The 24506-nt window shown below is 65.3% G+C and carries 24 protein-coding genes; 8 read left to right on the top strand and 16 right to left on the bottom strand.

What is annotated here, in order from left to right:
* Positions 1-24: 24 nt before the first annotated feature.
* Together AC1DR6_RS04335 and AC1DR6_RS04340 are read right to left on the bottom strand one after the other, a co-directional pair.
* Positions 25-345 carry a hypothetical protein gene (locus AC1DR6_RS04335; protein ID WP_476827965.1) on the bottom strand — a complete coding sequence of 107 codons (321 nt, stop codon included), beginning with the start codon at positions 343-345 and terminating at the stop codon, positions 25-27.
* 121 nt (positions 346-466) lie between these two features.
* Positions 467-1888 (bottom strand): MFS transporter, encoded by a 1422-nt coding sequence (locus tag AC1DR6_RS04340; RefSeq protein WP_476828429.1) that lies wholly within the window; start codon positions 1886-1888, stop codon positions 467-469.
* 257 nt (positions 1889-2145) lie between these two features.
* Between AC1DR6_RS04340 and flhA the strand changes: the two genes are divergently transcribed.
* Together flhA and AC1DR6_RS04350 are read left to right on the top strand one after the other, a co-directional pair.
* A complete protein-coding gene (gene flhA / locus AC1DR6_RS04345; protein ID WP_476828430.1) occupies positions 2146-4239 on the top strand; it encodes a flagellar biosynthesis protein FlhA in 2094 nt (697 codons plus the stop codon).
* Positions 4240-4306: 67 nt separating this feature from the next.
* Positions 4307-5218: a DMT family transporter gene (locus AC1DR6_RS04350; RefSeq protein WP_476827966.1), complete on the top strand. Its 912-nt coding sequence runs from the start codon at positions 4307-4309 to the stop codon at positions 5216-5218.
* Here the strand turns inward: AC1DR6_RS04350 and AC1DR6_RS04355 are convergent, their stop codons facing one another.
* From AC1DR6_RS04355 to AC1DR6_RS04365, 3 genes are all read right to left on the bottom strand, one after another.
* Positions 5219-6256, bottom strand: a complete 1038-nt coding sequence (locus AC1DR6_RS04355; protein ID WP_476827967.1) for a lysylphosphatidylglycerol synthase transmembrane domain-containing protein — start codon at positions 6254-6256, stop codon at positions 5219-5221.
* A 152-nt stretch (positions 6257-6408) separates the two neighbouring features.
* On the bottom strand, positions 6409-6777 hold the full coding sequence (copM, locus tag AC1DR6_RS04360) for a CopM family metallochaperone (protein WP_476828431.1): 369 nt from the start codon (positions 6775-6777) through the stop codon (positions 6409-6411).
* Positions 6778-6856: 79 nt separating this feature from the next.
* Positions 6857-7264, bottom strand: a complete 408-nt coding sequence (locus AC1DR6_RS04365) for a hypothetical protein (RefSeq protein WP_476827968.1) — start codon at positions 7262-7264, stop codon at positions 6857-6859.
* A gap of 71 nt (positions 7265-7335) precedes the next feature.
* Between AC1DR6_RS04365 and AC1DR6_RS04370 the strand changes: the two genes are divergently transcribed.
* Positions 7336-7950 carry a GNAT family N-acetyltransferase gene (locus AC1DR6_RS04370; protein ID WP_476827969.1) on the top strand — a complete coding sequence of 205 codons (615 nt, stop codon included), beginning with the start codon at positions 7336-7338 and terminating at the stop codon, positions 7948-7950.
* 68 nt (positions 7951-8018) lie between these two features.
* Here the strand turns inward: AC1DR6_RS04370 and AC1DR6_RS04375 are convergent, their stop codons facing one another.
* Both AC1DR6_RS04375 and fliJ read right to left on the bottom strand, forming a co-directional pair.
* A complete protein-coding gene (locus AC1DR6_RS04375) occupies positions 8019-9365 on the bottom strand; it encodes a hypothetical protein (protein WP_476827970.1) in 1347 nt (448 codons plus the stop codon).
* 217 nt (positions 9366-9582) lie between these two features.
* A complete protein-coding gene (gene fliJ / locus AC1DR6_RS04380) occupies positions 9583-9987 on the bottom strand; it encodes a flagellar export protein FliJ (protein ID WP_476827971.1) in 405 nt (134 codons plus the stop codon).
* 319 nt (positions 9988-10306) lie between these two features.
* On the opposite strand from fliJ, the gene AC1DR6_RS04385 reads away from it, so the two are divergent.
* A complete protein-coding gene (locus tag AC1DR6_RS04385) occupies positions 10307-11491 on the top strand; it encodes an MFS transporter (RefSeq protein WP_476827972.1) in 1185 nt (394 codons plus the stop codon).
* On the opposite strand, the gene AC1DR6_RS04390 is transcribed toward AC1DR6_RS04385, so the two are convergent.
* Together AC1DR6_RS04390 and fliI are read right to left on the bottom strand one after the other, a co-directional pair.
* Positions 11485-11838 (bottom strand): DUF1304 domain-containing protein, encoded by a 354-nt coding sequence (locus AC1DR6_RS04390; protein ID WP_476827973.1) that lies wholly within the window; start codon positions 11836-11838, stop codon positions 11485-11487. The two genes, AC1DR6_RS04385 and AC1DR6_RS04390, sit on opposite strands and share 7 nt — an antisense overlap.
* Positions 11839-11868: 30 nt before the next feature.
* Positions 11869-13206: a flagellar protein export ATPase FliI gene (fliI, locus tag AC1DR6_RS04395; protein ID WP_476827974.1), complete on the bottom strand. Its 1338-nt coding sequence runs from the start codon at positions 13204-13206 to the stop codon at positions 11869-11871.
* A gap of 477 nt (positions 13207-13683) precedes the next feature.
* On the opposite strand from fliI, the gene ctrA reads away from it, so the two are divergent.
* Positions 13684-14385: a response regulator transcription factor CtrA gene (ctrA, locus tag AC1DR6_RS04400; RefSeq protein WP_103873732.1), complete on the top strand. Its 702-nt coding sequence runs from the start codon at positions 13684-13686 to the stop codon at positions 14383-14385.
* A gap of 163 nt (positions 14386-14548) precedes the next feature.
* Here the strand turns inward: ctrA and AC1DR6_RS04405 are convergent, their stop codons facing one another.
* The 6 genes from AC1DR6_RS04405 to chpT form a co-directional block, all read right to left on the bottom strand.
* The gene (locus AC1DR6_RS04405; protein WP_476827975.1) at positions 14549-15427 is read right to left on the bottom strand and encodes a CheR family methyltransferase; all 879 of its coding nucleotides are present in this window, start codon (positions 15425-15427) and stop codon (positions 14549-14551) included.
* Positions 15427-16533 carry a chemotaxis-specific protein-glutamate methyltransferase CheB gene (gene cheB / locus AC1DR6_RS04410; RefSeq protein WP_476827976.1) on the bottom strand — a complete coding sequence of 369 codons (1107 nt, stop codon included), beginning with the start codon at positions 16531-16533 and terminating at the stop codon, positions 15427-15429. Before cheB ends, AC1DR6_RS04405 begins: the two co-directional genes overlap by 1 nt.
* A gap of 52 nt (positions 16534-16585) precedes the next feature.
* Positions 16586-16951, bottom strand: coding sequence for a response regulator (locus AC1DR6_RS04415; RefSeq protein ID WP_038359309.1), 366 nt, complete (start codon positions 16949-16951; stop codon positions 16586-16588).
* 31 nt (positions 16952-16982) lie between these two features.
* Positions 16983-17471, bottom strand: coding sequence for a chemotaxis protein CheW (locus tag AC1DR6_RS04420; protein ID WP_476827977.1), 489 nt, complete (start codon positions 17469-17471; stop codon positions 16983-16985).
* Complete coding sequence (locus tag AC1DR6_RS04425) at positions 17468-20086, bottom strand: hybrid sensor histidine kinase/response regulator (RefSeq protein WP_476827978.1); 2619 nt, start codon at positions 20084-20086, stop codon at positions 17468-17470. The genes AC1DR6_RS04420 and AC1DR6_RS04425 overlap by 4 nt, the downstream gene beginning before the upstream one ends.
* 92 nt (positions 20087-20178) lie before the next feature.
* Positions 20179-20820, bottom strand: a complete 642-nt coding sequence (gene chpT, locus AC1DR6_RS04430) for a histidine phosphotransferase ChpT (protein ID WP_476827979.1) — start codon at positions 20818-20820, stop codon at positions 20179-20181.
* Positions 20821-20947: 127 nt separating this feature from the next.
* Here chpT and AC1DR6_RS04435 point away from each other — a divergent pair, with 127 nt between their 5' ends.
* Positions 20948-21790 carry a 3'(2'),5'-bisphosphate nucleotidase CysQ family protein gene (locus AC1DR6_RS04435; RefSeq protein WP_476827980.1) on the top strand — a complete coding sequence of 281 codons (843 nt, stop codon included), beginning with the start codon at positions 20948-20950 and terminating at the stop codon, positions 21788-21790.
* A 4-nt stretch (positions 21791-21794) separates the two neighbouring features.
* Here AC1DR6_RS04435 and AC1DR6_RS04440 read toward each other — a convergent pair whose 3' ends face one another.
* Positions 21795-22580 carry a YHS domain-containing (seleno)protein gene (locus AC1DR6_RS04440; RefSeq protein ID WP_476827981.1) on the bottom strand — a complete coding sequence of 262 codons (786 nt, stop codon included), beginning with the start codon at positions 22578-22580 and terminating at the stop codon, positions 21795-21797.
* 80 nt (positions 22581-22660) lie between these two features.
* Here AC1DR6_RS04440 and AC1DR6_RS04445 point away from each other — a divergent pair, with 80 nt between their 5' ends.
* Together AC1DR6_RS04445 and AC1DR6_RS04450 are read left to right on the top strand one after the other, a co-directional pair.
* The gene (locus AC1DR6_RS04445) at positions 22661-23254 is read left to right on the top strand and encodes a DUF1134 domain-containing protein (RefSeq protein WP_476827982.1); all 594 of its coding nucleotides are present in this window, start codon (positions 22661-22663) and stop codon (positions 23252-23254) included.
* Positions 23255-23331: 77 nt separating this feature from the next.
* Positions 23332-24471, top strand: coding sequence for a hypothetical protein (locus AC1DR6_RS04450; protein ID WP_476827983.1), 1140 nt, complete (start codon positions 23332-23334; stop codon positions 24469-24471).
* Positions 24472-24506: the final 35 nt, after the last annotated feature.

The raw sequence follows: 24506 nt of genomic DNA on the forward strand, positions 1-24506 counted from the left end.
CCCGGCTTTTAGAGCGGCGCTGGATTACCAGCGACGACGGTAATAGCGCGGCCGGTAATAACGCGGCCGGGCGTAGAAGCGCGGCCGGGCATAATAGCGCGGGCGGCGATAATAAGGCCGATAGCCGTAGCGCGGACGGCGATAATAGTACTGGCTGAATTCGGCGTCGGTCTTGTCGAGCGCCTCCGCCGTTTCGGCCGCGACGGCCTCGTCGGCCTTTGCCGGGCCTGCTTCCGGCACCAAGACCGGCTTCGGCTGCGCTGCCGCTTCGGCAATGGCGATACCGCCCAGGCTGGCGGCGGCGAAACCTCCGACCAGCGTTACCAGAAATGAGCGTCTGTCCACGACGACCTCCAGATCGTTTCCACCATGTCCCGCATTTCGGAATGCCGAAAAGCGGACAGGTGATAATGCTTTCGAAGACCCAATTGTTCCAGCCGACGCGGTTGTCGATCTGTCGTTATGGTCAATCCACAGCGGTCAATGGTCGCGCGACGCTTTCGAGGGGCTGGCGTTCCGCCTTCACGGCAAATCGGCCCGCGACGAACGCCGCGATCAGCATCAACGCCGCGCCGAGCAGATAACCGCCGAAGACGCTGCCGCGCGAACCGGTGTCGATGAGGACGCCGAACAGCCAGGGTCCTGCCACACCGCCCGCGCCGGTGCCGACGGCGTAGAACACGGCGATGGCCAGCGCGCGCATCTCGACCGGGAAGGTTTCGGATACGGTGAGATAAGCCGAGCTCGCCGCCGCCGAGGCGAAGAAGAAGACGACGCTCCAGCATAGGGTGAGCTGGCTCGCGGTGAGCGCGTCCCGCCAGAACAAATAGCCGGTCCCCGTCAGCAGCAGCCCTGAGAGCGCATAGGTCGCGGCGATCATCGTGCGGCGACCGATGGTGTCGAAGAGGCGACCGATCAGCAGGGGACCCAGGAAGTTACCGGCGGCAAAGGGCAGGATGAACCAGCCGACCGAGGCGGAGGGGACCTTGTAGAAATCGGTCAGGATCAGGGCATAGGTGAAGAAGATCGCGTTGTAGAAGAACGCCTGGGCCACCATGAGCGCCAATCCGACGAGCGCGCGGCTGCGATGCACGACGAAAAGCGCGCGAAACACCTCCGCGAGCGGCGTCGCGGCGCGGGGGCGCAGTCGCGTCACGGCAAGCTGCTCGCCTGGCGGCGGCGTGAAGCCCGCCCTACGCTCGATCTCGGCCACGACGGCAGCGGCCTGCTCGGGATGACCGTGGCTGATCAACCAGCGGGGACTTTCGGGGATCCATTGCCTCAGGAACAGGATGAAGAGGCCGAGCACTGCGCCGATGAAGAAAGCGATGCGCCAGCCATGCTCCGGATCGATATGCGCGGGGTCGAGCAGCACGATGGCACCGAGCGCACCGAGCGCCGCGCCGATCCAGAACGAACCGTTGATGACAAGGTCGACCCAGCCACGGATTCGGGCCGGGATGAGCTCCTGAATGGTCGAATTGATCGCGGTGTATTCGCCGCCGATGCCCATGCCGGTGAGGAAGCGGAAGGCCAGGAAACTCCAGACGTTCCAGGAGAAAGCGGTGGCCGCGGTCGCCGCGAGGTAGACCAGCACGGTGATCGTGAAGAGCTTCTTGCGGCCGAGCCGATCCGTCAGCCAGCCGAAGAACACCGCACCGAGTACGGCCCCGGCGATGTAGGCGGCCCCGGCCATTCCGATCTCGGTGTTGGTGAATTTGAGGACCGGGCTGTCCTTGAGGGCGCCGGAAACCGCACCCGCCAGCGTGACCTCGAGGCCGTCGAGAATCCAGGTGATGCCGAGGGCGACGACGACCAGCGTATGGAACGGCGACCAGGGCAGGCGGTCCAGGCGTGCGGGCACGTCGGTTTCGACGATGCCATCCATCGTGGCCTTGCCAGAGCGATGCTGCACGGGTCCCCCGATCCGTTCCGATATGCCGATGTCTTCGACAACGAGGCGCTCGCGGCGAAGGTTCCTGCGCTGGCGATCTCCGCGATCTTAACCACTCGTTCACCATAAACCCGGCAAGAATTGCCGGGTGGCCAGGGCAGGTGCGCGTTTGCGACCGGCTGCGACGGTAAAGGGCGGGGCGGTCGATGACCGATGTGACGGCAGGGCAGGCGGCAAGCGGCGGGTTCGTCATGCCGGACCGCAATGCGCTGGGCAAAATGCTCAGGCGCCCGGACCTCTTCCTGGCCGCTGGCGTCCTGGGCATCCTCGTAGTGCTCATCTTCCCGCTGCCGGCGCTGATGCTCGACCTGCTGCTGGCGCTGTCCATCATCGTCTCGGTGCTGGTTCTGATGACGGCGCTGTTCATCGAAGAGCCGCTGGAGTTCTCCTCTTTTCCGACGGTGCTGCTGATCGTCACCATGTTCCGGTTGGCGTTGAACCTCGCCTCCACCCGCCTGATCCTCGCTCATGGACATGAAGGCACAGCGGCAGCCGGTCATGTCATCGAGGCCTTCGCCAGCTTCGTGATGGGCGGCAACTTCGTCATCGGGGTGATCGTCTTCACCATCCTGCTGATCGTCAATTTCGTGGTCATCACCAAGGGCTCGGGGCGTATCGCCGAAGTCGCGGCCCGGTTCTCGCTGGATGCGATGCCCGGCAAGCAGATGGCGATCGATGCCGATCTCTCGGCTGGGCTGATCGACCAGGATACGGCGAAACTCCGACGCCGCGCGCTCGAAGACGAATCCTCGTTCTTCGGCTCGATGGACGGTGCCTCGAAGTTCGTACGCGGCGACGCGATCGCCGCCTTGCTGATCACCTTCATCAACGTCCTCGGCGGCATCATCATCGGTGTCGCGCAGCAAGGGCTCAGCTTCGGAGACGCTGCCCATAATTATACCCAGCTGACCATCGGCGACGGCCTCGTCAGCCAGATCCCGGCGCTGATTGTCTCGACCGCCGCCGGCCTGCTGGTGTCCAAGTCCGGTGTGCGCGGCGCGGCCGACAAGGCGCTGGGTAAACAGCTTTCCGGCTACCCGAAGGCGCTCGGCATGTCGGCAGCCGTCATGCTGCTGATCGCCATTTTGCCGGGCATCCCGATGCTGCCCTTCCTGGCGCTGGCAGGAGGCGCCGGTTATCTCGCGATGCGGTTCGGCCGCCTGGCGAAGCAACGCGAGGCCGAGGAGGCGATTGCGGGCACCGCACAATCGGGCGGTGGGACGCTCGCCGCTGATGGCTCCACGCGCGAGGAGACGCTGAACGACCTCCTCAAGATGGATGAACTCAAGATCGAGATCGGCTATGCGCTGCTGCCACTGGTGAACTCGACCAGCGGGCAGGACCGGCTGACTGACCAGGTGCGTGCGCTGCGACGCCAGCTCGCGGCCGAGCTCGGTTTCGTCATGCCGGCCGTGCGGATCGTCGACAACGTCCAGCTCGAGGCGAACCATTATTACATCAAGATCAAGGAGATCGATGCGGGCCATGGCATCGTCTATGCCGGGCAGTACATGGCGATGGACCCGATGGGCGGCACGGTGAACCTGCCCGGCCACAACGTGCTGGAGCCGACCTTCGGGCTGCCGGCGACCTGGATCGACGGTGCGTTGCAGGACGAGGCCCAGCTGCGCGGCTATACCGTCGTCGACGCCGCCACCGTGATCTCGACGCATCTGACCGAGGTGCTGAAATCGAACATGCCGGAGCTGCTCTCGCATGGCGAAGTTCAGAAGCTGCTGCGCGAACTGCCCAAGGACCATGCCGATCTCGTCAAGGAGATCGTACCGAACCAGATCTCGACGACCGGTATCCAGCGCGTGCTGCAATTGTTGCTGTCGGAGCGCATCTCGATCCGCGATCTCGCGACCATCATCGAAGGCATTGCCGAGGTGTCGGGCGGCATCAAAAATCCGCGCGATATCGCAGAGCATGTCCGGGCGAGGCTTGCCCGCCAGATCTGCGCGCAATTCTCCGATGCCAACGGCACGCTGCCGATCATCACGCTTTCGTCGGCCTGGGAGAGCGTCTTCGCCGAATCCGTGATCGGCAATGGCGAGGACCGGCATCTGGCGATGCAGCCCTCGCGGCTGCAGGACTTCGTGCGCCATGTCCGCGAGCGCTTCGAGGATGCCGCGCGGATGGGCGAGATGCCTTCGCTGGTCACCTCCGGGCTGGCGAGGCCTTTCGCCCGCCAGATCATCGAGCGCTTCCGCCGCGAGACGCCGGTGCTGTCGCAGGCCGAAATCCATCCCCGCGTGCGCTTGCGCAATGTGGGGAGCGTGTAGGTTTCCACGGGGCGCCGATGCCGTGTGCGCAATGGTCAGCCGGCTGCCGCGCATCTAAGCGGAGAAGATGAACCGCAATGCCGCCCTCTTCGCCGTCATGTGCCTCGTCTGGGGGCTGACCTGGCTGCCGGTGAAGGTGGGCGCGGCGCATGTGCCGCCCGTCTTTCTTGCCGCCGCGCGCTTCTCGATCGCCGGGCTGCTGATGCTGCTCTGGGCCGGGCGCGATGTCGCGAAGGTACCGGGCGACGCCTGGCCTCGGCTGATCCTCACCGCGCTGCTGCTCAACACCGGCAACTACACGCTGCTGTTCTGGGGCACGGCGCACGCACCGACCGGGCTCGCGGCCATCGTTAATTTCGCGACGATCCCGATCTTCACGCTGCTCGCCAGCCGCGTCATCGCGGGCGAACCGGTCGATGGGCGCAAGCTCGCCGCGATCGCGCTGGGGACGCTGGGTCTCGGCTTTCTGTTCGCGACGCGGGCGCTGGGCGGGCTCTCGGTCGCTCACGGCGATCCGCAGGAGGCGCTCGCGCTCGCGGCGGTCGCGGCAGGCACGCTGCTTTATTGTACAGGCGCGGTGCTCTCGCGGCCTATCGCCGGCACGATGCCGACGCTGACCCTCGCCGGCTGGCAGACCCTGATCGGCGGCGTGGGGCTGACGATGGTGTCGCTGGCGCTGGAACCTGTGACGATCTCCGATCTCGGAAAGCTGTCAAAGTGGCCGGTGCTGCCAGCGCTCGTTTTCCTGATCATCGGCGGATCGCTGATGGGATTCACGATCTATATGCGGCTCCTACGCGATTGGGGCGCGTTCCGGGCAGGACTTTATGCCTTCGTCAGCCCGGCGATTGCGGTGGCGGTGGGCGTTTTCGCGCTCGCGGAGCCGTTCGGATGGTCGGAGGCGCTGGGCGCGCTGCTGATGTTCGGCGCGGCTGCAATCGCGCTCAAGCGGCCGGCGCCTGAAGCCGACGCGATCTGATCAAGGCGGCGGTGCGATGCGCGTGCTGCGCTTGAGCTGGGCGCGCTCGAAGGCCACCACGATCGGCAGCGAGATCACCAGCGGCAGGATCAGGTAGAACAGCCGCCAGATCAAAAGCGCGGCGAAGACCGCAGGCGCCGGCACGCCCGGCATGACGGCGAGAAACACAGCCTCCATCACGCCGACGCCGCCCGGAACCTGGCTGAGCAGGCCGGCGGAGAACGACAGCAGAAAGGCGCCGAGCACGATCATGAAGCCCGGATTGCCCTGCTCCGGCAGCGCGAAATAGATGATGCCGGCCGCGCCGGCGAGCTCCAGCGGTGCGGCGAGATATTGCCGGGCGACGATGCGCAGGCGCGGATAGATGATCTCGAACTTGCCGATGCGGAACGGTCTGAACTTCAGCCAGGAGCCGATGGTGTAGAGCGCGACGAAGACCAGCATGCCGATGCCGATCAGGCGCGCCGTGCCGTCGCCGATGGCGAACCATTTCGACATGCGCGTCAGCGGCCGCAGGATTTCGGGCTCATAGGTCAACACGATGCCCAGCAGCAGCAGCGTGCCGAAGGCGAAGGTGAAGGAGCACAGCGCGATCAGCACCGCGACCTCGGCCGCGCTCAGCCCCTTCGCCGTATAGACCCGGTAGCGCACCATGCCGCCCGAAAACACGGACGCGCCGATGTTGTGCGACAGGGCATAGGTCACGAACGAGCAGAGCGAAATATAGAGCCAGGAGATGCCCCGGTCCTTGCGCAAATGCATCAGGGCGATGCGGTCGTACCAGGCGAGCGCGGCATAGGCGACGAGGGTGGCGAGCGCCGCGTGGAAGAAGGCATCGGGCGGGATGACCGCGATCTTGTGGCCGATGCGCTGGGCGATGATCTTGATGCTCTGCCAGAGATTGGCGTTCTGCAGCAGCGCTTCCACCGCCGCGTCCGAGCCGGCTTCGGCCTTGAGCTTGCCCCACAGCAGCTCGACGGACCAGACGACCGCGACGAGCCCGATGATCGGCCAGAGATAGTCCAGATAGCGTTTCATCGGCGCCGAGGCTTTGATGGAGCGTAAGGGGGGCTAAGGGCCCACGACGTCACCTTAGCGGCGCGAACCTTTAAAAAGCCGTCTTGCCAGCCGCCGGGGTGAAGGGCAAGCGCGGGGGCCGGCTGCGTCGGCGCAGCCGGCGGGCTCGGCGCCTACTTGCCGAGCTTCTTCAGCATCTCGCGCATCATCGCGACTTCTTTTTCCTGATCCCGAATGATGGTTTCCGCCAGCTTGCGGGCTTCTGGGTCCTTGCCATGGGCCAACTCGATCTTGGCCATTTCGATCGCGCCCTGATGGTGCGGGATCATGCCGCGCAGGAAGTCGGCATCGGTATCGCCGGAATAGGTGATCGCCATGTCCTTGTGCATCTTCATGCCGGCCTCCTTGAAGGCCTTTGTCGCTGCGCTATCGGAGGGAGAAGCCTTCATGTCCGGCATCGCACCGTGTTGATGCGGTTGTTGAGCCTGGGCAGCGCCCGAGAGGGCGCAGCCGAGAGTCAGGGCGGCAACGATCGATATCATGCGGTTCATCGTGAAAATCCTTCAATGGATGCGATGACGAAGCGTGCCGTGGCGGCATCCTGCTTCGTCAGGAACAGGTTCAGAGCCGGACCAGTTCCCGGCGTGGAGGCGGCTTGGACGGCTCTCGCGAGATGCCGGACAGCAAGCGTTGCTCCGACGGTTGCGGGGGCGACCAGGCCAGCGCGCGGAAAGGCAGGGCGGTCGTCGGCGCTTCCGCGAGCACGGCGCAGCCGATCATGCAGCAGGCCGGCAGACGCAACGGATGCGAAAGGTCGGCGGTCCTCTCGTGGCAAGGCGAGCCGGCCATCGTCGTGCCGGGCGCTGGCATCGCCTGCACCGCCATCAGTGTGGCGGCCATCGGCGAGGCGGCCAGAGCAAGGTGCGGTACCACGGCGAACAGCATGACGAACAGCGCGAGCATCGGCCGCCAGCGCCTGCTGTGGCTTTCACGTCCGTCCTGCCGCCCGATCATTCTGCCATGCATCATCGCACCGTGATCTTTCCGCGCCGATCATGTCATGATCGCGACCGGATTCGCGAGTTCGGACGATTGCGCCCATGAGCCAGACGCTGACCATCAGCCTCGACGGCACCACCGATCTGCCGCCTGGCAAGATCGCGGCGATCGTGACCTCGCTGGAGATGACGGCGGCGCCGCAGGCAAAGTCGGACCCGCCCGGGACGGAGGGCTTTTCGCTGGAGCGGCTGAGCGGGAGCGAAACGGAACGCTACCTCGCGATCTATCGCGTGCTGGGCGAGCGCTGGATGTGGTTCAGCCGGCTGGTGAAGCCGCGGGCCGAACTGGAGGCGATCCTCACCGATCCGGCGGTCGAGCTTCATCTGCTCCGTCACGGGGGCCGCGATGTCGGTCTGCTGGAGCTCGATTTTCGGATCGCGGGGGAGGCCGAGCTCGCTTTTTTCGGCATCGACGAGCCTGTGTTGGGCAAGGGCGCCGGGCGCTGGCTGATGAACCGGGCGCTCGAATTCGCCTGGGCCAAGCCGATCCGCCGCTTCTGGGTCCACACCTGCACGATCGACCATCAGGGCGCGGTCGAGTTCTACCAGCGCTCGGGCTTCACCGTGTTCAAGCGCGGGGTGGAGGTGGACGACGATCCACGGCTCGCGGGGCATATGCGGCGGGACAGCGTGCCGCATCATCCGGTCGTGGGGTGAGGGGCGGTGAGTAGCGTGGTGCAGCTCTCAACCCGCAGCTGACGTTAGAAGGTGCACTTGAGGGCCGACTAGGCCTCCGTTGCAGAAGAGTTTTGCACATCGATCTGCACTTCCATTAGAGGTCCTTCGGCGGTGACAACGCGAAGTGTCCAGCGACCAGCCTTGGTGCAGTGCGCGCCGATCTGAGCCACCCAATGGGCGCCTCGTTCTTTCGCGAAAATCGCAAGTATGAACAAAGGCACCCGAGCAAGTTCCGTCATGTCGGGGTTCGATAGAGTTAGAAACACACCTTTCGGGACGTCACCTAGCGACTCGGGCCATGCCGCAGCAACGACTACCGTCCACACTAAGTCCCAAGGCAAGACAGGCAGAGGGCAGCGTGTCCAGCCTGCTCCCAGCATGTAGAGCAGGCCATTCTTGCTCTCGGCACTGTTTACTGGAAGGAGCGTGGTGATACGGAAGCCAGCGTCAATATCCTGCTTGCTAACCTCTACCACGCCGGGAGGCAGGTAAGCGCCCGTGCGCCCGCCTTGTCCCCCCGGTACCGAGACTACCTTCAGTGTCTCTCCGCCCTTTCCTATGAAACGAATTGCAGATGCGCTCCCCGGCAACCCGTGTTGACCAGGAAGCCACCCCGCTCGGCCGCCTTCGCCAACTTGGACCTCGATGCGGTCAAGATTTGCAAAGGCTGGATCAGTTAGATCGAACCTCCCAATGCCGATACTGCCCCCATCCCCTCCGTTACCGGCAATCGCTCCTTCGCCTATCGCCCCCGTGCCCCCGCCGCCAGCACCTGGAGGCCGGCCATCCGGCAGGCGCTCGGTCACAAGGCGAGGCCCGTCCGGCTGCTCCAGTTCGTCCGGCGTGAAATTTATTTGATCTCCACCTCGACCGCCATCGCCTGCGCGGGCTCCCCTACCCAGCGCCCCACCACCACCACCGCCCCTGCCTGGTCCGCCTCCGCGGCCACCTAAGTGAACGGGCGAATTGTGAAGAGCCGTCTCTACATTGCTGAACGATACGTTGGCGACTTGCTGGGCCATGTCGTCCGTGATCTGCCAGCCGGTATTCAGCCGGGCGTGTTCGGAAATTTGCTCTGCCTTCCAAGTTCGCAGAAGGTGGGCGGGATACATGGCAATCGCAGCTGGGTCGTCGATGGTCCCAGCGTGCTCCACACACATGAGTATGCGATTGGCCTCCGACCGATTCTCCTCGCCTGACTGGCGAAAGTCCCACCGCGGTCCACCTTCGCGACGAGCATTGATGTGGCAGACGTGGGAGTTAAGGATGACCTGGCCACTAGCCTTGTCCGGCTTATAGAGCGGGTTGGTGCAACGTGGATACGCGCAGCGGATCGCGTGGTGATAGAGCTTCTTGACCGTGGCGGAAGTCGGATCGGGGTGTTTGATTGGCATAGAGCTGTTGTATCCGTTCCACCGCATTAGCCCATTCGATCTAACTGATGGACATCTAGGCTAATGCGCGAAGCCAAAGAATTCTGTCCACTAACTTCACATGGGGTAAGCTGCGTTTCCGGCCCATAGCTGACAATGTTTCCGGCGCGATTGTTGCCAAACGACAAAGCCCGCCAGGCGGCACCGGCGGGCTTTTCATTCGGTCGCTGAATTAGTCTCAGGCGCGCGACCTCAACCCGATCGCGTCCATCGTCGCCTGGTCGCGGGCGGCTTCGGCGGCGCGCTCGGTGGCGCGTTCGCGGTCGTCGAGGATCTCGACCTTCTTCATGTCCTCGAAGGCCTCCTGCAACTCGGCCTTGGCCTCGTCGAGCTGGCCCTTCAGATTGTCGGCCGACTGGCGGAGGTTGTCGCGGCGGCCGAGCGCGGCCTTGGCATAGGTCGGATAGGCGAAATGCGTCGGGTCTGACATGCCGGCGCGCGATTCCTCCGCCGAGATTTCCCGGTCCAGATCGCCGGCCATGCGATGAAAATCGGCGATCATCATTTCGATCTGGCTCACACGTCGACGTTTCTCGTCAACCTGGAAGCGCTTGAGCCGAAGAAGCGTCTCTCGCGACTTCATGTCGTTTTCAACTCCTGATCACGCATGGTCGCGACCGACCCCTCGATCGACGACCGGAACTATCCGCGAGACCTGTGCACCATGGCGCAAGGAGGTTGACCTTTCCTTACCGCAAAGACCTGCCTTTACCGGGAAGTCTGGCTTTAGGTCTTCAAAGCCCCGCTCTTGCCGTGAAGGCCTGCCTCTCGCGCATGTTCAGAGCGCATCCGCGCTGCTGCCATGGACCGGCGGGATCATCTAGGAGAGCTGCGCTTAAGCCCGTCGCACGGATCCTTCACCCTTGGCTCTCCCCTCCGCACGATCCGCCGGACATGTTCCCTTGCTTGCTGGCCTCGTCGTCACACGCCTGATCGGCTGGGGCACGACGTTTTATTCGCCCTCCGTCCTGGTGCGAGGGCTGGATCGCGAGCTCGGTCTCAGTTCCGAAATCGTCTTCGGCGGCATCACCGTGCTGCTGATCATCGGAGCGCTGGTCGCGCCTCCGATCGGCCGCCGGCTGGACCGCGACGGCACGCGCGGGATGATGGCCGCTGGGGCCATCGTCTGCGCGCTGGGCTTCGTCGCTCTGGCTGCGGCGCGCGGACCCTGGAGCTATCTCGCGGGCTGGGTCGTCATCGGGCTTGGCCATGCGATGTCGCTGGCCAATGTCGGCAACGTCACCGTGGCGCAACTGATGGGCGAGCGGACGCGGCGGGTGATCGGGCTGATGATGCTGGTCACGGGGCTCGCCTCCAGCATCTTCTGGCCGATCACCGCCGTGCTGATGGATGCGTTCGGCTGGCGCACGACCTTGCTGGTCTTCGCGGCGCTGCAGATCGTCATCGTGCTGCCGATCTATGCGATGGTGCCGCGCTTTCGCGGGCATCCCACACCGGTCGACGCGAAACCCGCGCCGGCCTCCCCATCGGAGACAGGTCGTGTGACGCCGGGGCAAAGGCGGGTTGCCTTCTGGCTGCTGGCCGCGGCGTTTTCGGCGAGCGGGCTGGTTTCCTGGGGGCTGCCGCTGCATTTGATCAGCCTGTTCCAGGCCGGCGGCCTGACGCAGTCGCAGGCCGTATGGATCTCGACGCTGAGCGGGCCGGCGACGATCGCCGCTCGCGCGATCGATGCCACGCTGGGCGAGCGTCTGCCGGCGGAGCGCGTGGCGCTGATGGGCCTTCTGCTCGGGCCGCTATGTTGCCTGGCCTTGCCGATGGTGCCGATGACGGCGGCTGCGGCGGGCGTCTTTATCATGGTGTTCAGCGCGGCGCTCGGTGTGATTTCGGTGGCACGCGCGACGCTGCCGCTCGCCCTGTTCGGGCGGCGCGGCTTCGCCTCCATGCTGGGCAAGCTCACCGTTCCGCAGAACATCGCCTTCGCGGCAGCCCCGCTGTTGTTCGCCGTGCTGATCGAACGGTTCGGCCCCTCCGAGACGCTGACGATCGCGGCGGCGATCCAGTTCCTCGGATTTTTCGCGATGCTGGCGCTGGTGCGCGTGCTGGCGCGACCGCCGGCGGTTCAATAGCCGGCGACAAGGGCGATCAGGGCCAGGGCTGCTGGTAAGGCCTGGACATAAAGGATCTTGCGGCTGGCGGTCGCGGCGCCGAACAGGCCAGCGATGAGGACGCAAGCCAGGAAGAACAGCTTGATCGCGAAGCCGCCCGCGCCGAGCCACAGGCTCCAGACGAGGCCTGCGACGAGGAAGCCGTTGTAGAGCCCCTGATTTGCCGCGAGCACCTTGGTCTGCCGCGCGAACTCCTCCGTGAGGCCGAAAGCGGCACGTCCGCGCGAAGTGGTCCACAGGGCCATTTCGAGGATCACGATATAGACGTGGATCAACGCCACGAGGCCGGTGAGGAGGGAAGCGATCATGTCGAAGGGTCCTTGGAGGCTCGGCTTTGCTCAGCCCATGATTTCGGCGAGGCGCATATAGCTTTCCGGCAGCGAGGTCGCGTCGTCCTTGGCCTGTTTAAGGAAGGCTTCGAGTGCCGGGTTGAGCCGGATTGCCTCGTCAACCTCTGCCGATGCGCCCTGGCGATAGGCGCCGAGCCGAATCAGCTCTTCCATGTCGGCGTAGGTCGCAAGCGTCGCGCGGGCTTTCTGAACGACGGGGTAGTACGCCGGGTCGCAGGAGCGCGGCATCGTTCGCGAAACCGATTTCAGGATGTTGATCGCCGGGTAGCGGCCGCGCTCGGCGATGGAACGCTCCATCACGATATGGCCGTCGAGAATGCCGCGCACCGCGTCGGCCACCGGCTCGTCATGGTCGCCTCCATCGACCAGCACGGTGAAAAGGCCGGTGATCGCGCCATCCCCGACGCCGGGACCGGCGCGTTCGAGCAGGCGCGGCAGTTCGGCGAAGACCGTCGGGGTGTAGCCCTTGGTGGTCGGGGGTTCGCCGGCGGCCAGCCCGATCTCCCGCATCGCCATGGCGAAGCGGGTCACCGAATCCATCAGGCACATCACCTGCAGGCCGCGATCACGGAAATATTCGGCCAGCAGCAGCGTCGTCAGCGCCGCCTGCTTGCGCATCAGCGCCGGCTCGTCGGAGGTCGCGACCACCACGATCGAGCGGGCGAGGCCCTGCGGCCCGAGATCCTCCTGCAGGAACTCCTGCACCTCGCGGCCGCGCTCGCCGACGAGGCCGATGATGTTGACGTCGGCCTTGGCATAGCGCGCCAGCATCGACAAAAGCACCGACTTGCCGACGCCGGAGCCCGCGAAGATGCCCATGCGCTGGCCGAGGCAGCAGGTCAGGAAGGCGTTGAGGGAGCGGACGCCGAGATCGAGCGGGCTGCCGACGCGGCGACGGGAATGAGCGGGCGGCGGATCGGCGCGGAAGGGATAGAGCACCTCGCCTTCCGGCAGGGCTGCGCCGCCATCTACGGGATTGCCGAGCGCATCGACAACGCGGCCGAGCCAGGCTGCGGTGGGCTTCAGGCCCGGCTGGACGCGGTCGACATGGACGGGGCAGCCCCGTCTCACGCCGTCCAGGCTGCCGAAAGGCATGACGAGGGCTTTCTCGCCCGAAAAGCCGATAACCTCGCAAGGCACGCGCTGGCCGGCCGCGACCTCGATGCCGACACGGCCGCCGAGGCTCATCGCGCCGATCGGCCCCGCGACCTCGACCAGCAGGCCGCGCACGCCGGTGACCCGGCCGTAAAGCGCGACCGCTTCGATGCCGTCCACCGCGCGAGCGAGCGCGGAGAGCCGGCCATGTCCCTGCGCGGTGCTGCTCATCCGGCTTGCTTATACCTCGTGCGGCGTCGAGGGCGGCCGTCGCCCAGTGGTTCGCCGCCGAATCTCCACGATTTGGCCGCAGGCAACAAGGAGTCTGAGGCTCCATCCACCTTCTGTTGATCTCTCCTAACAAATCGCAAGGATTTACGCTTCATTAAGCTGTGTGATTAACACTAGGCATTGAGAGCTGTGACGCGACGCGGGCCAAAACCGCCCGTTTCTCGAAGTGGCTCTTCGCGAAAGGCGTTTTCGCGGTTGGGTGCTCAACGATCCGTGTCAAATTCGACTCACTGCGACAAGGATCGTGCACTTTATCCGAGTAAGCGCTTGCGCACGTGAATCACGGTTTGTTAACCAATTCATCGTTAGCGTGTCGCGTGGCGTTTCATCGGGCAAGTGCGTCGTCGTCGAGGGCCGCAACGGTCCGGGCGGCTAGTACGATCAAACTGCCCTGCGGGCGAAATTGGGGACGTGGACATGCGGGTTCTGCTGATCGAGGACGATAGCGCGACCGCTCAGTCGATCGAGCTGATGCTCAAATCCGAGAGCTTCAACGTCTACACGACGGATCTCGGCGAAGAGGGTGTCGATCTCGGCAAACTCTACGATTACGACATCATACTGCTCGACCTGAACCTCCCCGACATGTCGGGTTACGAGGTGCTGCGCTCACTCCGGGTCGCCAAGGTCAAGACGCCGATCCTGATCCTCTCGGGTCTCGCCGGCATCGAGGACAAGGTGAAGGGTCTCGGCTTCGGCGCCGACGACTACCTGACCAAGCCGTTCCATAAAGACGAGCTCGTCGCCCGCATCCATGCGATCGTGCGCCGCTCGAAGGGCCATGCCCAGTCGGTCATCACCACCGGCGACCTGGTGGTCAATCTCGACACCAAGACCGTAGAAGTCGACGCGGCCCGCGTCCACCTCACCGGCAAGGAATACCAGATGCTGGAGCTGCTCTCGCTCCGGAAGGGCACGACGCTGACCAAGGAGATGTTTCTGAACCATCTCTATGGCGGCATGGACGAGCCCGAGCTCAAGATCATCGACGTCTTCATTTGCAAGCTGCGCAAGAAGCTGGCGAATGCGTCGGACGGCAAGAATTACATCGAGACCGTCTGGGGCCGCGGCTATGTGCTGCGCGAGCCGTCCGAGGTCGAAGAGCGCATCCCGGCCTGACATACGAGCGTCGCGTGCCCGTCACGCGCCGGTCATCGACAGGCCTCATACAGTTTTTGACCTGATCGTCGGATGTACACGACAGGTCGACGGGACCCCGCCGCAAGGCGGGGTTTTTGTTTGGGCTGAGACAGCTCGCGTCGCTCAGCCGAGGCCCGCTTGCTCAGCCGAGACCCGCGCTACTGCCTGGGAGCTTCAATGCGATTGGGGTCCGCGGGGGTGGTGGCGCCGCGGCCGCCAGGCGAAACAGCCCGCGATTGTCGCGATCGGGCGTGAAACCGGTGTGCAGGCCGAGAACAGTCTCGGTCGCGCCCAGCAGCAGCCTCCCCTGAGGGCTCAGCGACCGGGCGAGCCGCGCCAGCACGCGGGTCTTGGTCTGCTGATCGAAGTAGATCAGGACGTTCCGACAGAAAATGACGTCGAACTGGCCGAAGCCGTCGCTCGATTCCAGCAGATTGTGATGCCGGAACGTGACCATGGCACGCAGGCGATCGGAAATCCGCCATTTGTCGCCGTTCTGCGTGAAATGCTTGAGCAGCATCTGGATCGGCAACCCGCGCTGCACCTCGAACTGGCTGTAGACTCCCGCCCGGGCCTTTTCGAGGATCTCGCCGGAGATGTCGGTGCCGAGGATCTCGATTCGCCAGCCGGCGAGCCGCGCGGCCATTTCCTCCAGGATCATTGCGAGCGAATAAGCTTCCTGGCCGCTGGACACCGCCGCGCACCAGATCCGCAGGCTGCGCCTGGATGCATTTGCCGCGAGATGCTCCGGCAGGATCACGTCGCGAAACAAGTCGAACGGCTTGTAGTCGCGGAAGAACAGGGTCTCGTTGGTGGTCATGGCATCGACCACGGCGATTTCGAGTTCGGCGTCACGGCCAAGCCGCAACTGCCGCATCAACCCATCGACGCACTCYATCCCGCGGCGGCGACAGAGGATGCTGAGGCGGCTTTCCGCGAGATAAAGCTTGTCGCTGCCTAGCGCGATGCCGGACTTCTCCTGAAGCAGCGTCCGCAAATATGAGAAATCGCTCTCGTTCATCAGAAGGTGTTTCCGCGAAGCAGCGAGCGGATCGCGGCACCGATTCCGTCGAGGGGCATGACCGCGCTGGCCTGGCCTGCGCGCACGATCGAGCCTGGCATGCCCCAGATGGTGCTGCTCGACTCGTCCTGCGCCAGGACGGCTGCGCCCGAGCGACGCAGGGCAACGGCGCCGTCGGTGCCGTCGCTGCCCATGCCGGTGAGCACCAGCCCCATCGCCGCCGGGCCGAGATGGCGCGCAGTGTCGGCGAATAGAACATCGACCGCGGGTCGGCAGAAATGCACCGGCGGGCCGTCGGTCACCGCCGCGACGATATGGCCGAGCCGCCTGTCGATGCCGAGATGGCGCCCGCCCGGCGCAATGTAGATATGCCCTCGGTTCAGACGCTCGCCGTCGAAGGGTTCGCGCGCCGGCATGCCGATCTGGTTGGCGATCTGCTCGGCGAAGGAGGCGGTGAACAAGGGCGGCATGTGCTGGACCACCAGCGTCGTCAGCTCGCTGAGCCCGTCGCCGATGTCGTGGAGCACTTTTGCGACCGCGCGGGGACCGCCTGTCGATGCGCCGATGACCAGATAGCGGGGCATCACCGAGACCAGCTGCGAAAGGCCCGCCGGGCATGTCGGAGCGCGATCGCCGTCGAGTTCCAGCGCGAGCGTGCCGGGCCGGGAATGCGATTGCGTCAGATTTCCGAATTTCAGCAGGAATTCGCTGCGGAAATCCAGCGAGAGCGTCATGCCGCCACGGCTGTCGGGTTTGGAGACGAGATCCATCGCTCCCTTGGTCATGCACTCCAAGGCGAGGCGGGTGTTGCGCTCGTTCAGAGTCGCGGCGAGCAGGATGCTGGTCCGGGGGCTTTCGTTGATGATCTGCGGCATGGCGCGCGCGTTCTCCATGCCGGGCATGTCGAGGTCGAGCACCATCACATCCGGCTTGAACTTGCCGGCATGAGCCAGCGCCGTCTCACCGTCCCCGGCGACCGCGACGACATGCACATTGCCGATCTCGCCCAGCCAACGGGCGAAGAGGCCGCGGACGACGACGGAATCGTCGGCGATCACGACCGTCTTGTTACGAGATCCGATGCCGGGGGAAGGGCGCGAACCCATTGTCAATCCGATCGATTCTCGGGCACCGGCGCCATCTCTCGCCACCGGGGCCTCAGAGCAGCCCGACCTGATGGAATTTCGACGCTACGATCTCCTTGTCGAAGGGTTTCATGATGTATTCGTCGGCGCCGGCATGCATGGCCCGCGCGATATGGGCGATGTCGTTCTCGGTCGTGCAGAACACGACCTTCGGGCGCTTGCCGCCGGGCATCTGCCTGAGGGTGCGGAGGAATTCGTACCCGTCCATGATCGGCATGTTCCAGTCGAGGAGGACGGCGTCGGGCATCTCGCCCTTGCAGGCGTCGATAGCGCGGGCGCCATCCTCTGCCTCGGCGATGCGGAACTGCAGCCCTTCGAGGATCCGGCGGGCAACCTTTCGGATGACGGCCGAATCATCCACGACGAGGCAATATTTCATGGTCGGTCTCCGAAAAAGGCTGGTGCGGCGATCATGCCGCAGCCTGAAGGTCGAGGTCGAGCACGGCGTCAAGATCGAGGACGACGAGTAATTGGTCGGGCAGGCGGTGAACGCCGCTCGCCAGAGCGGTCCAGACCTGATCGAGGTGGCCGGGCAGGGGCTCCAGCGTCGTCTGGTCGAGCCGCAGGACTTCGCCGACCGCGTCGACGATCAGGGCATAGGCCTCGCTCCGGTGATCGAGCCCGATGGCTGTGAGATTGCCGGTGCTTTGCTCGAGCGACGGGAGGCCAAGCCGTCGGCGCAGGCAGATCGCCGTGACGACGCGGCCGCGCAGGTTGAGCAGGCCCACGATATCGGACGGCGCGCCCGGCACCAGCGTGATGCGGTCGGTGATGAAAACGTCCCGGACGCGGTGGATCGGGAGGCCCAGAAGCTGCGCGCCGATCTTAATCGTCACGTAGTCGAGCGACGTTTCGAATGTCTCCGCTGCTGCGTGGTGCAGGATCGCGCCGCCGGTCATGCCGCGTCCCTCATCTCGCCGCCAGGCGCATTGATCTCGGCCAAGAGGGCGCGACGGTCGAACTTGCCGTGGACGTCGTCTATCCCCGCCTTGCTGGCCCTCATCTGCAATTCGGGAGTGACCAATGCCGTCATTCCGATGATGCGGGGTCGGCGAGCCTGCTCGGCCCCCCGCAGCCTGGCGACCAGCGCAAGGGCGGCATCCGTATCGCGATCGAGATCGATCAGGACGGTTTCGGGTCCGTGCTCTGCGGCCAGTTTCAGCGCGTGTTCGCCGTCGACGGCTGCCACGACCTGACGGCCGGAAGCCCGGAGCACCGGCATCAGCATCTCGCGCAGGAAATCCGAGGGCTCGACGAGCAGGATATGTTCGAGCACCGCGCTTTGACGCCGGGTCTGGAGCCAGCCGGGCTGGTCGAGCGGGAGGTAGTGGGCGAGGTCGACGATGTCGGTGGCACGGCCTCGCAGAATGACCGAGCCGACGACGCCGCGCTCGGTCGCGCCGGCCATCTGGAGATCGAGGCTCTCCTCGACGATGTCGATGATCGCCTCCACGGCGAGCGCCATGGTCAATTCGCCGTTGGAGACGATGATTAGCGGCTGCAAACCCTCGCTGCGAACCTGGGTCTGGCCGAGCGCAACGACCGGCACGAGGCGGTCGCGGTAGTGAAGCAAGGTGCGGCCGGCGCCCTTCTGAAACGCCGAGGCTTCGACCTCCTCGAGCCGGGTGACGAGCGAAAGCGGCAGGGCCTGCGTCTGATCGAGGCCGGTCCGGAAGACCAGCATGGTCGTGCGTTCGCGTCCGACATCGGCCGGCATCTGTGGGTCGACGGCGTTCGCCGTCTCCGTATCGGATGCGCCGACCATGGCCGCGACGCCATTGGGATCGACGATCAGCACGACCGCGCCGTCACCCAGAATGGTATTGCCGGAGAACAGCGCGATCTGGCGCAGGCGGCTCGCCATCGGCTTCACCACGATTTCCTCGGTGTGGAAGACGCCGTCGACCAGGATGCCGAATTGCCGCTCGCCGATCTGCGTGACCACGATGAAGCCTTCGCCGTCGCTTCTTGCCCCGCGCCCCATCACTTCGCTGAGAACCACGACAGGCAGCAGCCGCCCGCGCAGGCGCAGGACCGGCGCGCCATTGATCTGCTCGATGCGGTGTTCGTCGCTGCCCTTCACGCGGACGAGTTCGCGCACCGAGATCTGGGGGATCGCATAGCGCTCGTCGCCGCTGACCACGATGAGGGCGGAGATGATCGCGAGGGTCAGCGGGATCTTGATGGTGAAGGTGGTGCCGATGCCGAGGCGGCTGGCGATATCGATCTGCCCGCCGATGGAATCGACGTTGGCCTTGACGACGTCCATGCCGACGCCGCGACCTGAGACGGCCGTGACCTGATCGGCCGTGGTGAAGCCCTGATGGAAGATAAAGCGGCCGACCTGACTGTCGCTCAGTCGCTCGCACTCGGCCTCGCTCGTCAACCCGTGGGCAATGGCCTTCCGGCGGACGCGGGCGAAGTCGAGACCGCGTCCGTCATCGCTGACGGCTATCGTGACCGAGCCGCCTTCGTGATAGGCGCTCACGCGGATGGTGCCGAATTCCGGCTTGCCGGCCGCGCGCCGGTCGGCGGGCGCCTCGATGGCATGGTCGGCGCAATTGCGCACCATGTGGATCAGCGGATCCTTGATCAGATCGAGGATCTGGCGGTCCAGCTCGGTATCTGCCCCCTCGGTCACCAGTTCGATGCGCTTGCCGAGTTCGGCGCTGAGGTCGCGCACGATGCGCGGCAGCTTCGACCAGGCGTTGCCGATCGGCTGCATCCGCGTCTTCATCACACCGTCCTGCAATTCGGCGGTGATCAGCGAGAGGCGCTGGAGCGGGGCCTTCAGTCCGGCATCCTCGCGCTGGCGCGAGACTTCCAGAAGCTGGTTGCGAGTCAGCACCAGCTCCGAAACCATCGTCAGCAGATGCTCGATGGTGTCCACCGCCACGCGCAGCGTCGCAGGGCCGTTCGAGCGCGACCGCGGGGTCTCCGTGCCGAGCTGTTGGGGGGTCTCGATGCGACCATCCGGCCCCCTGACAGGGTCCGGCGCGCGCTGGAAAACGATGTCGTCGGCCGCCGCGGCAGCCGGCGTCGCAAGACCATGTCTTGCGAGATAGGCCGCGACCGGGTCGAGGAAATCCGCCATCAAGGGCTGAGCCGGTTCGGGCGCTGTCTTTACGAGTTCGGCCTTGGCGATGGCGGCGAGATTCTGCAGCTCCGCGATCAGGATCGCGTCGTTGCCCTCAGGCTCCTGCCCCTTCTCGGCGAGCTCGTTCAGGATGTCCTTGACGCGGTCGATCGTCTCGAGGATCGCGGTGACCGCCGAGGGGCGGACCGTCGCGCCGTCACGGAACTGGCCGATCACCGATTCCGCCGCGTGGGTCAGGGCTTCCAGACGCGGCAGGCCGATGAAGCCGCAGGTGCCCTTGACGGTATGCACCAGCCGGAAAATGTTGCGCAGAATGTCGCGGTTGTTCGGCTCCTGCTCGAAACGGACGAGCTCCCGATCGACCGTGTCGAGATTCTCGCCGGTCTCGGTCAGGAACTCTTGCAGCAAATCGTCCATGCAGGACCATCACCCAACGCGACACACTGCGCGAGTTAAGCAGCAGAAGGGTTGATGATCTGTTGAAGAGTCGGCGCGATTGCGCGATTTCCTCAAGCGGCCTTCTGGGCTTTGATCGTCACCGTATCGCCGTCGATCGACAGGGAGATGTCCATGCCGGCTGCGCGCGCGACCATGCCGGTATAGAGCGGCTGGACCGCATGGGCATCGATGGTGCCGCTCTCGGAGCGGCTCGCCAGCAGATCCTCGACATGGGCGGGAATGCGGGCATGCGAACCGGTCGCCTTGATCTCGAAAGCGCCCTGTTCCCCCTCGACCGTCGCGCGGGAAACGAGCTTGCCGCCGCGCGGCACCGCCTGGGTGGCGATGACCAGAAGATTGAGCAGCAGCTTGACCTGATTCTTCGGCAACAGCGCGCGGGGCGCTTCCCAGTCGAGAGACAGCTTGTCGTCGTTGAGAAAGCCGTTGGCGACGTTGCCGGCGTCGCCGAGGTCGATCATCGCACCGGCGGAGCCGGCGGCGCCGAAGGCGAGGCGGGCGAATTGCAGGCGGGCCGACGCGCTGCGGGCGCTCTTCTTGATCAGTTCGAGCGCGAAGTCGCGCATCGAGGGATCGTCCTCATCGAGAACTTCGAGCGCATTGACAATCGCGCCGACCGGGCTGATCACATCGTGACAGACGCGGCTGCAGAGAAGCGCGGCCAGGTCGAGCGAGTCGAGCGAGATGGCGGTCATGGAGGCTAATCCCCGGAGTGAGCGGTGCGCCGCGAGCGTGGCGCCGTTGCGCTCCGGTATGCTGCCGTCTTGGTTTTCATGTGGTTAATCGCCATATCAAGCGCTGACCATTGAAGGATGGGCCGCCATGATCGGCCGTGATGATCCCCGCCTGCGCGATCGCGACGCGATCGCCCGCAAGCTTGCCGAAGCGGCCCGCGCGGCCGCGATGGCCTTGCTGCAGAAGCGTGCTGCCTACGATATCAAGCTGAAAACCGACGGTTCACTCGTCTGTTCGGCGGATCTCGCCGCCGATTATGCCGCGAAGGCCGCTCTGTCTCGCCTGGCGCCTGGTTTTCCGGTGGTCAGCGAGGAGACGGTCGAGAACGTGACGCCGGGGCCGATCTTCATTCTCCTCGACCCCCTGGATGGAACGCGGGAATTTCTGGCCGGCGGCGATAGTTACTGCGTCGCGATCGCCGTCGTCGTCGACGATCGCCCGATCGCCGGTGCCATCGCAGCGCCCGCTCTCGGGCGGCTCTGGTTCGGTGGCGAACATGCTTATTCGCAAGAGTTCGGGCCAGACGGTGCGTTAGTCGGCGAAGCCCGGCGGGTCGAGGTGCGGCCCTTGCCGGCCGAAGGGCCACTCATGCTCGTCAGCCGCTTCCATGGCGGGGGGCGGAGCGAAGGCATCACCGCGTCGATGTGCCAGGGTCAAGCCGTTCCGATGTCCTCGGCGGTCAAGTTCGGTCTGATTGCGTCAGGCGAGGCTGATCTGCATGTCCGGTGCGGACAGACGATGGAATGGGACACGGCGGCGGGCGATGCCATTCTCTCGGCAGCCGGCGGCGTCCTGCTCACTCTGGATGGGGCTGTGCCGCGCTACGGCGTGGTCGAACGGCAATTCCGCAATCTGCCGTTCGTCGCGGCCTCGAGCGAAGCGCTCGCGCGGCGGGCGATCGCGGGCGACAGCGCCGCCGCTTGCGGATAAGGGCCTAGCGCGCGATCGTGCGCGCCACCTCAGGCCAGCGCTCATTCGCCAAAGCGAGCATGGCCTGGTCCTGGATGAAGCGTTGACGGTTGGCGGCTGAGCGGAACAGGTAAAGCTGCGACCCGACGACCGCGTATTGCACGGGGTCGCTATCCACCGCGATGCCAGCCGCGACGCCGGTCGGGTCGAAACCTCCGAAGGCGGGGGCGTAGATGTCCGGAGCATCACGAAAGGCGGCCAGGTTGGCAGCCGAGGCGAAACGCCAGACGATGCCGTTCAACGCAAGTTCGTGTTGCGCCTGGCCAGCTGCGGGCAGGCCGAGGCGGTAGGTCACCGGATCGAAGCCGTTGAGCGCCAGCCCGAGGCGCGAATCCCGCTGCATCGTCTCACCGAGCGAGGGCAGTCCCGGTAAACCGGCGGGGAGATCGCGGTCGGAGACAGCAGCCGAAGACGGGCCGGTCTTTGTGGCGGCCGGCATGGGGGCGTTTGCAAAAGTCGGGTGGGCGAGCGCCAGAAACGCCAAAAAGCTCGTCGTCGCGAGCGAAACCTTCCGCTGCCATGTTGCGGCCTTCATCGACACAAATCCTCTCGAGGCCTGACAAGCCGGCCAAAGGCAGCCATCCGGAATCTTCACCCCTTGGATAGATTTGCGGCGTATCAATCCCGTAACCGAATTGATTCGGATTTGCCGTATCGTCGTTTTTCGACGGTTCGGCGAGAGGCGGACAGCCCAGGATCGGCCCGCCTTCCGGCCCGTGGCCGCGCCTTGCCCGACGAGGTTGCCGTGCAATCGCTCGGGTCGGCCGCATCGCGGGCGTCACAGCGTCCCGCTTCCGGCCCCGCCGGTCGCCCTATCCGGAGATCGCTTTCATGATCCAGACCCGCCGCAATCTCATCAAGGGCGGTCTCGCGACGGCTCTTGCCGGAACCAGCCTTTCCACGCTGCCGCTGCCGGCGCTCGCGCAGGGTTATGATGGGCAGCGTTCCTTCTCGCAAAACGAACTCGTCGGCTCGGGCCATAAATTCTTCGGCAATGTCTCGCGCGGGCTGGCGCTCGCGATCGAGGAGGCGGTGCGGCGCTGGGGGGAGCCCAACGGCTATATCCTGGGGCAGGAGGCGTCGGGCGCTTTCGTCGGCGGGCTGCGCTATGGCGAGGGCTCGCTCTACACCCGAAATGCCGGCGACCGGCGCGTGTTCTGGCAGGGTCCTTCGATCGGCTTCGACTTCGGTGGCGAGGGCTCGCGCACCATGATGCTCGTCTACAACCTGCCGGCGGTGGATGCGGTGTATCAGCGCTTCGCGGGCGTCGATGGCTCGGCTTATTTCATCGGCGGCTTCGGCTTCACCGCGATGGCGGCGGAAGGCGTGACCATCGTGCCGATCCGCACCGGGGTGGGCTGGCGGCTCGGCGTCAATCTCGGCTACCTCAAATTCACGCAGAGCTCGACCTGGAACCCCTTCTGATTGGCATCGCCTCGCTGGCCATGTCCCGGAAGGCATGGCAGAATTCCGGGCTGACCGACCTTGCGGAGGCGTGAGCCTTGATCGAAGCCGCCATGCTGATCGCGCTCGGCTTCCTGTGTGCAGCCCTGCTGACGCTTGCGCTGATCCCCGCGCTGGCGCGACGGGCCGACCGGCTTGCGCGGCGCCGTGCCGAAGCCGCGTTTCCGCTGTCGCTTGCCGAGATCGCCGCCGATCGAGACCATTTGCGGGCCGAGCTTGCGGTCAAGGTGCGCGCAGCCGAGCAGCAGGCCGAGCGCGGCTTCGCGGCAAAGGCCGGCGCGCTGCAGGATGTCGGCCGTCGCGACATGGACATCGGCCGTCTCAAGCAAGAGCTGGCCGCGCGTGACAGCCTGATCGCGACGCTGGAAGCCTTGCTCGCCGACACGCAAGCGAACCGCGACGGTCTCGACCGCGATCTCGCGGCGGAACGCCAGGCGCATGGCGAGACGAGCGCGGCCCTTGAACAGCGCCTCGCCGAGCTGGCTGAACGGGAGCAGGCGCTCGAGCAGAAAAGCGCATCGCTCTCCCAGACGCAGGCTGATCTCGCTGTCCAGACCGACGCGCTTTCGCGGGAACAGGCAATCCGCGAGGGCGTCGAGACACGGCTGGCCGAGCGGGAGGCGGAACTCGCCAAGCTGCGCAGCGAGCATGAGCGTGTTCGCGTCATGCAGGTGGAGGACCGCACGCAGATCCTGGTCCTCCAGACCAAACGCGACGAGCTGGCCGATTTGCTGGCCGCGACCAGTGCGACCCTCTCCCGGGCGGAAGCAGAGCTTCTGGTTCTGGCCGCCGAGCGAGACGGCCAGCGAGAGCGCGGTGACGCGTTCGGCGCCCGCATGGCGCAGGCCGAAGCCGGGCTCGCTGCCGCCGATGCGAGGGCGAGCCTTGCTTCGACGCGGCTGGAGCAGGCCAAACGCGGCCATGTCGAGGAGATCGCGACCTTGAAAGAAACCCATCGACAGCAGGGTGGCGCGCTCGAAGCGCTGCGGGCGGAGCTGCAGATGCTCGAAGGCGCGTTGGCCCAGGCGCGGGCGGACGGCTCCGAGGCGCGCCAGGAGTTGGCCGCCTTGCGGAAGGCCACCTCCGAACCGAGCGACCGTCTGGCCTTGCGCCGTGAAATCGTCAGGCTTGCGGATAGTTTGATGGACAACGCGCCCAAGCGAACGGCAGCCGAATAGAGCCGGCAAGCGCGTTCTCTTTTCGAGGTCGATGC

The organism is Allobosea sp. P5_A5, assembly GCF_056400625.1.